Source organism: Methylibium sp. T29 (genome assembly GCF_000576205.1).
Lineage (GTDB): Bacteria > Pseudomonadota > Gammaproteobacteria > Burkholderiales > Burkholderiaceae_C > Methylibium > Methylibium petroleiphilum.
Genome location: NZ_AZND01000255.1, coordinates 1 through 4466, shown reverse-complemented (window position 1 = coordinate 4466; position 4466 = coordinate 1). Strand labels below are relative to the sequence as shown.

General features: G+C 69.5%; 1 protein-coding gene and 2 pseudogenes. 1 reads left to right on the top strand and 2 read right to left on the bottom strand.

All coding sequences use genetic code 11. The annotated features are described in order from the left end of the window. Positions 1 to 5: 5 nt before the first annotated feature. A pseudogene (locus x551_RS18790) lies at positions 6 to 1900 on the top strand (propionate--CoA ligase). Positions 1901 to 1934: 34 nt separating this feature from the next. Here x551_RS18790 and x551_RS27665 read toward each other — a convergent pair. Both x551_RS27665 and x551_RS27660 read right to left on the bottom strand, forming a co-directional pair. After that, a complete protein-coding gene (locus tag x551_RS27665; protein WP_253950419.1) occupies positions 1935 to 2624 on the bottom strand; it encodes a sigma 54-interacting transcriptional regulator in 690 nt (229 codons plus the stop codon). A gap of 116 nt (positions 2625 to 2740) precedes the next feature. After that, a pseudogene (locus tag x551_RS27660) lies at positions 2741 to 3625 on the bottom strand (sigma 54-interacting transcriptional regulator); the annotation flags it as partial. Between the last annotated feature and the right edge of the window lie 841 nt (positions 3626 to 4466).

Sequence of the window (4466 nt, the reverse complement as noted above, 5' to 3'; positions counted from 1 at the left end):
AGCGCATGACCGACTACGCCACCTTCTACCGCCGCTCGATCGAAGACCCGAAGGTTTCTGGGCCGAGCAGGCCGAGCTGATCGACTGGCACCGCCCGTTCGACGAAGTGCTCGACGACAGCCGGCCGCCCTTCACCCGCTGGTTCGTCGGCGGCCAGACCAACCTCTGCCACAACGCCGTCGACCGCCACGCCGCCCGGCGCCCCGACGACAACGCCCTCATCTGGGTCTCCACCGAAGTCGGGCAGGAACGCACCTACAGCTACGCCGAACTCCAGCGCGAAGTCGAACGCATGGCCGCCGGCCTCGTCGAACTCGGCGTCGGCCAGGGCGACCGCGTCCTCATCTACATGCCCATGATCCCCGAGGCCGCCTTCGCCATGCTCGCCTGCGTGCGCATCGGCGCCATCCACTCCGTCGTCTTCGGCGGCTTCGCCAGCGTCAGCCTCGCCAGCCGCATCGACGACGCCCAGCCCAAACTCATCGTCAGCGCCGACGCCGGCAGCCGCGCCGGCAAAGTCGTCCCCTACAAACCCCTCCTCGACGAAGCCATCCGCCTGGCCAAGAACAAACCCCAGCACGTCCTCATGGTCGACCGCGGCCTCGCCCCCAGCCAACCCGTCGAAGGCCGCGACATCGACTACGCCACCCTCAGGGCGCGCCACCTCGACAGCCGCGTCCCCTGCACCTGGGTCGACGCCACCCACCCCAGCTACACCCTCTACACCAGCGGCACCACCGGCACCCCCAAGGGCGTACAGCGCGACACCGGCGGCTACGCCGTCGCGCTGGCCGCCAGCATGAAACACATCTACCTCGGCAACGCTGGCGAAACCTACTTCTCCACCAGCGACATCGGCTGGGTCGTCGGCCACAGCTACATCGTCTACGGCCCGCTCCTCGCCGGCATGGCCACCATCATGTACGAAGGCCTGCCCATCCGCCCCGACGCCGCCATCTGGTGGAGCCTGGTCGAGAAATACAAAGTCACCGCCATGTTCAGCGCCCCCACCGCCGTGCGCGTGCTCAAGAAACAAGACCCCGCGGCCCTCAAGAAACACGACCTCAGCAGCCTGCGCGCCCTGTTCCTGGCCGGAGAGCCGCTCGACGAACCCACCGCCCAGTGGATCGCCGACGCCCTGGGCGTGCCCATCGTCGACAACTACTGGCAGACCGAATCCGGCTGGCCCATCCTCAGCATCGCCAACGGCGTGCAGCGCCAGCCCAGCAAGTTCGGCAGCCCCGGCATCCCCACCTACGGCTACAAGGTCAAGCTCGTCGACGACGCCACCGGCGAAGAACTGCACGGCGCCCACCAGAAAGGCGTGCTCGTGGTCGAAGGCCCGCTGCCGCCCGGCTTCATGCAGACCGTCTGGCGCGACGACGACCGCTTCGTCAACACCTACTGGAAAAGCGTGCCCGGCCAGAGCGTCTACAGCAGCTTCGACTGGGGCATCCGGGACGAAGACGGCTACTACTACATCCTCGGGCGCACCGACGACGTCATCAACGTCGCCGGGCACCGGCTGGGCACCCGCGAGATCGAGGAAAGCGTCTCCAGCCACGCCAACGTGGCCGAAGTGGCGGTGGTCGGGGTGGCCGATCAGCTCAAGGGCCAGGTGGCGGTGGCCTTCGTGGTGCCCAAGGACGCGCGGGGGCTGGAGGAGCCGCAGGCGCGGCTGAAGCTCGAGGGCGACATCATGAAGACGGTGGACCAGCAGCTCGGGGCGGTGGCGAGGCCGGCGCGGGTGCACTTCGTGACGCTGCTGCCCAAGACCCGCTCGGGCAAGCTGCTGCGCCGTGCGCTGCAGGCGGTGGCCGAGGGCCGCGACCCGGGCGACCTGACCACCATCGAGGACCCCACGGCCTTGCAGGCCATCCGGGAGTTGCTCGGGCGGTGAGGCAGGGGGGTGGTGGCCGCGCGGCGGCCACCGTTCAGTGGATGCCGTCGCGCGCGATCGGCCGCTCGTCGTGGCCCGCCTGGGTGAACTCGCTCTGGTCGATGGCGAGTTCCGCGAACTTGCGGTACAGCGTGGAGCGCGCAATGCCCAGCGCGTTGGCCACGTGGTTGACCTTGCGGTACTTGCGCAGCAGGCCCAGGATCAGCTGGCGCTCGTAGTCGCGCACGGCGGCCAGACCTTCGCCGGCCGTGCCGGCCACCACCGGTTCGGTGCTGGTCTCGGGCGGGCGGGTCACTTCGGGCGGCGGGCATTCGAGGCCGATCGCGCCATCGGCGCACAGCACGGCGGCCTCGATCACGTTGCGCACCTCGCGCGCATTGCCCGGCCAGCGGTAGCGTTCGAGCGCGGCGCGGGTGTCCGGCGGGAGCTGCACCGTGGGCAGGCCGTGCTTCTGGCGCATGGCGTCGCCGAACTGGTCGATCAGCAGCGTCAGGTCGCAGGGCCGCTCGCGCAGCGGCTTGATGGACTTCTGGACGATCTTCAGTCGGAAGTACAGGTCCTGGCGGAACCGGCCCTGCGCGACCAGCTGCTCCAGGTTGCGGTGCGTCGCGGCGATGATGCGGCAGCGCGCCTGCTGGGTCTCGCAGGAGCCCACGCGCTGGTAGCTGCCGTCCTCGAGCACGCGCAGCATCGCGGCCTGCATGGCCAGCGGCAGCTCGCCCACTTCGTCGAGGAACAGCGTGCCGCCCTTGGCGGACTCGAAGTAGCCGGCCCGGCCGCGCGGGTCGCGCCGGAGAACGCGCCCCTCACGTAGCCGAAGAAGGTGCTCTCCATCAGGTCTTCGCTGATCGCGCCGCAGTTCACCGCGATGTAGGGCTCGGCGCGGCGCGGGCTGCTGGCGTGCAGCTGCCGCGCAAGCAGCTCCTTGCCGGTGCCGGTCTCGCCGATGATCAGCACGTTCACGTCGGCCGCCGCCACGCGCTCCAGCTCGCCCAGCATGCGCCGGGTGTCCGGGTCGCGGGTGAGGAAGTGGCCGAAGCGCTTGACCGGCTCCACCGCGTCGCGCAACGAGGACGGCGTGTTCGACGGCAGGAACACGCGGTCGTAGCTGGCGGGCTTGGCCAGCAGGATGAGGGTGCCGATGCGCGATTCGGAGTTGGGTGCGGTCACCTCGAAGGTTTCGCGCACGGCGGGGGTGCCCTCGAAGCCGCCCGAGGCCCAGTTCTCGGCGATGCGCCGGCAGCGGTCGCTGGGCGTGTGGATGGCCAGGCGCCCGGCATGGTCCAGCGCCAGCATGTCGTCGAAGGGGTAACGGCGAGCCGCCTCGCTGAAGGCGGTGACCAGGCGGCTGCGCTCGAGCTCGCGGTGCATGGTCATGCGCGCCTGGATGGAGTTCGCGACCGAGACGGTGAGGGCGAGCGCCTGTTCGCGGAAATCCGACGCCATGGTCGTGTAGTCGATGACGCCGAGCACGGTGTGGCCGTCGGCGTCGAAGATGGGCGCGGCGCAGCACGACCACGACTGCCATCCCTCGCAGAAGTGCTCGGAGGCGAACACGTGCACCGGCTGCCGCTTCGCGAGTGCCGTGCCGATGCCGTTGGTGCCTGCCGTGGCCTCGTCCCATTGCGAGCCCACGACGATGCCGGTGCGGCTGGCTGCGAACTCGCCGACGCGCGGGTCGCCGCTGATGTGCAGCGCGCAGCCGGAGCGGTCGATCAGGATCATGATCCCCGGCACGTCGGCGAGGAAGCGGTCGACGTCCCTCACGATCGGCACCGCGGTTTCGAGCAGCAGCTGTTCCGCCTGCATGCGCAGGCGGAATTCGCTGTCGCTCAGGCGGCGGCCCATGGTCATGGCGACGTCGACGCCCAGCGCCTTGCAGCGCTGCCATTCGTGCAGCAGGAGCTGCTGGTAGGTGTCGCGGCGCTCCTCGGTGTCGATCAGCCCGGCGTTGAAGCGCTCCCACAGGCTCTTGACCCCGCGGGCGTCCTTGTCGAAGCCGAGGTAGGGGCTGGCGTTCGGCTTCATGACAGACCTGCGCTCATCGCGTGAATCCCGTGCGGTGGTGAGTGAGGAAAGGTCTGCCGATTACACCGGTTGGCCGGCTTCTTCTCAAGCAGATCAAACCCTGTCCGGTGTCCCAGGAATCGGACAGCCGGCGCCGCGCGGCGCGCGGCGATCGGGCCTGTCCGGAGTCTCGGACACGCTGTCCGAAAGTGGGGCGCGCCCGAACGCCCGGACGGCCCGCCGAGGCCCGCGACAGGGTCGCCGGTTCAGGGTGAACCCTGGCGCCAGGCCGGCAAACGCCATGGCCCGTGATTTGCGATTCCGGGGTCGGTGCCGCTGCGCGATGCAGCGGTCGCTGCGCGCGCTGGCCGCCCCGGGAGCGACGGCATGCGGTTACTCAACGAATGGATGAACGGACGCCAGGTGCCTGATGGAAAAGATTGACCTGCGACGCAAGCTGGCGCGATTTGCACTGGGGAACCGGTGGGCGATCCTGGTGGTGATGGGGCTGATCACGGCGTTCTTTGCGGTGGGCCTGGTGCGCGTGGACGTGAAGACC